The organism is Nocardia altamirensis NBRC 108246 (assembly GCF_001612685.1).
GTDB classification, from domain to species: domain Bacteria; phylum Actinomycetota; class Actinomycetes; order Mycobacteriales; family Mycobacteriaceae; genus Nocardia; species Nocardia altamirensis.
Genome location: NZ_BDAY01000159.1, coordinates 1 through 1,507, shown reverse-complemented (window position 1 = coordinate 1,507; position 1,507 = coordinate 1). Strand labels below are relative to the sequence as shown.

Genomic DNA, 1,507 nt, shown 5'->3' with positions numbered 1-1,507 from the left:
GAAAGACATCCCAGGAGTTTTGATGTCAAGTAGCGAGTGGCTGAGCGTGATTGGGCCAGGCGGTGGCTTCGTTGTAGAGGGTGCCGGTTTTGAGGCAGCCATGCAGGATCCCGACGAGGCGGTTGGCGAGTTGGCGCAGGGCGGTGTTGTAGGCGCTGCCGCGGGCTCGTTGTTTGTTGTAGTAGGCGCGGGCCCCGGGGGATTTGCTGATGGCGATCGCGGCCTGGGTGATGAGGGCGTCGATGAGCCGGTCTTTGTGCACGACGCGGGCCAGGGCGACTTTCCGTTTGCCGGAAGCGACGGTGATCGGGGAGGTGCCGGCGTAGTTCTTGCGCTTCTTGGCCGAGGCGTAGCGGTCGGGGTCGTCGCCGAACTCTGCGAGCACCCGGGCACCGAGTATCGTCCCCAGCCCTGGCTGGGAGGTGATGACCTCAGCGGCCGGGTGCGCCCCAAAATGCGCCTCCACCTGCCCCTGCAAGGTCTTGATCTGCTCGTTGAGAGTGGACAGGACCGCGGCCAGGGCACGGACCGAGGCCGCGTAGGCGGCGGTGACGACCGCGGGCTGACCGAGCTGGGTGGTGCGCAACGCGGCGTGGATCTTGGCTGCTTTATCGGGGATACCGTGGCGGCGGGCCCGCTTGAGGACACCGCTGATCCGGGTAATGGTCAGCGCCGCAGCCGATGCGGGGTCGGGGGCCAGGGTCAGCAGCTCCAGGGTGTCGGGGGCGTCCAGATCGGTGAACGCTTCCAGCGCGGCGGGGAAGTAGTCACGCAGCGCATGCCGCAACCTCAGGGTGTGGCGGGTCCGTTCCCAGATCAGGGTTTTGTGGGTGCGGGTGATCACCTTGACGGCCTCGGCGGCGGCGCTGTCCCCAGCAACTTGCCGCAGCTGGTGGGCATCGATGCGGACCATATCGGCCAGCAGGTGCGCATCGGCCGGGTCGCTCTTGGCGCCGGAGACTCCCAGCCGTTTGCGGTAGGCCTTGGCTTGCAGCGGGTTAACCCCGAATACCTGATATCCGGCCGCGACCAGGGCGTTAACCCATGGGCCGCGGTCGGTCTCGATCCCGACCAACACTTCGACAGTGTCGGGGTCGGTCTCGCCGATCTGGGTGGCGATCATGGCGTGCAACCGGGCCATGCCCGCCACGCCCTCGCTCACCCGCGCCTTGGCCAGCCGGTGGCCGGACTCGTCCTGGATCTCCACATCGTGGTGGTCTTCGGCCCAGTCATCTCCAACGAACAGTCGCAACGCTTCTCCTGCTCTCGTGTGCGGTTCCGAGCATCAGCAGCCCGCCGGAGGAATCAGCGACCTAATGAAACAGTGCTCACACCAGCACGAGTACGCGGTGGGCACGACATCCCAGCAGTGATCCATCCATCCGGCCGACCGGCAGGGGCACGCTCTTTCATCAGGACTCGAAGTCCAGGGGCAAAGAGTGCTCACCTACCGGTGGCTACCAACCAGGAGTCTGCCCGATGGCCTACTCCCAGAACTCATTAGGGG

Annotated in this window: 1 protein-coding gene; it reads right to left on the bottom strand. The window is 66.0% G+C overall.

The features are described from left to right. Positions 1–25 precede the first annotated feature (25 nt). Positions 26–1,252 (bottom strand): IS110 family RNA-guided transposase, encoded by a 1,227-nt coding sequence (locus tag NA11_RS43610; RefSeq protein WP_069167995.1) that lies wholly within the window; start codon positions 1,250–1,252, stop codon positions 26–28. Between the last annotated feature and the right edge of the window lie 255 nt (positions 1,253–1,507).